Source organism: Actinoallomurus acaciae, assembly GCF_042429965.1.
Taxonomy (GTDB): Bacteria; Actinomycetota; Actinomycetes; order Streptosporangiales; family Streptosporangiaceae; genus Actinoallomurus; species Actinoallomurus acaciae.
Window position 1 is genome coordinate 1 of the sequence record NZ_JBHLZP010001024.1, and the last position, 1,364, is coordinate 1,364.

The window sequence follows — 1,364 nt, forward strand, 5'->3', positions numbered from 1 at the left end:
CACGGCCGAACCCGAGGCGACGAAGACCGGGCATGGCTGGGGTGGCGTCCTCGGCTGGGCGGTGGCCGTCATCGCGCTGGCCGGTGACGCCGCGGACGAGGCGGTCGCGGAGCGCGCCGCCGACCTCGCCGAGGCCGCCGCGCCCCTCGCCGGCTGGGTCAACAACGCGGCCGTGTTCGGGGCGGCGGCGTCCTTCCACACCGTCCCGGTACCCGAGATCCTCGACCGCGTCTCGCTGAACCTCGGCCTCGCCCTCGTCGGCTGCGCGACGGCCGTGCGGCGTTTCCTGGCCGCCGGCACTCCCGGCGCCATCGTCAACGTCTCCTCCCACCAGGCGATTCGCGCGGTCCCGGGGTGTGTGCCGTACGTGACGGCCAAGGCCGGGATCGAGGGGCTGACCCGGGCGCTCGCGGTGGAGTACGGGCGGCGGGGGATCCGCGTCAACGCGGTCGCGCCGGGGTCCGTCGGCACCGAGCGGTACGCGGACCTCCTCGCGAGCCGGGAGCCGGACGCCGCGGCGAGGATCGAGGAGGAGATGGCCCGCATTCACCCGGCCGGCCGCGTGGGCCGGCCGGATGAGGTCGCGGCGGCGATCGCGCATCTCCTCTCCGAGGACGCGAGCTTCGTGAACGGCGCGACCGTGCCGGTGGACGGCGGCCGCTCGGTGCTCGCGCGCGACCCCGAGACGCTGGATCAGTAGACGACGCTCAGGTACCCGTTGGAGACGAGCCATCTGACGTTCAGCGCCGACGGCGCGCCGGGCACGTAGGCGCTCGTCAGCAGGTACTGCCGGCCTCCGCCCCGCTGCTGGAAGGCGGGCGCGATCGGACCCGCGTCGACGTCGAACGCCCGGCTCACCCGGTAGAGGTGGTAGTTGCACAGGTGTGATCGATCGTCGCTTCTGGTGTTGAGGCTGTCCGGCGGAAGCGCGCGGGCCCCGAACGCGCTGCCCGCCGGGGCGAGAAAGGCGCCGTACGGGCTGCCGAAACGGTCGAGAAGCGCGCCTTCGGGAAGTGTCGCCCGTTCGCGAAGAATGCGGCCATTGCTCCAGCCGTCGGAATGGGCGAATCCGAGGTCCGGGGGATAGCGCCAGTAGGCCGGATCGGCCGTCTCGTCCCAGTAGCGGTAGGTGAATTTCGCCGGGCTCAGTCCGCCGTACCGGACATAGCCGCGCACGAGGGATCCGAAATAACCAACACGGGGCAGGTGCGCGGGGCCGAGTTCGCCGTGGTCCTTGACGTACGGGCCGCCGCACGCGTCCGGCTGGTCGCGGACCGCCGCCCGGACCGCGGCGATGACGGCCTCGGCCTTCTGCGGGACGTCGGGGCGGGCGTCCACCAGGGCCGGAAGGGTGTGCGGCCGCT

At 73.3% G+C, this 1,364-nt stretch carries 2 protein-coding genes; one reads left to right on the forward strand and one right to left on the reverse strand.

The window, feature by feature from the left end; translation table 11 throughout:
- Positions 1-700: SDR family NAD(P)-dependent oxidoreductase (locus ACFFNX_RS50070; protein WP_378213547.1), on the forward strand; the 700-nt coding region annotated here is incomplete at its 5' end.
- On the opposite strand, the gene ACFFNX_RS50075 is transcribed toward ACFFNX_RS50070, so the two are convergent.
- Positions 694-1,364: TNT domain-containing protein (locus tag ACFFNX_RS50075; RefSeq protein WP_378213549.1), on the reverse strand; the 671-nt coding region annotated here is incomplete at its 5' end. The two genes, ACFFNX_RS50070 and ACFFNX_RS50075, sit on opposite strands and share 7 nt — an antisense overlap.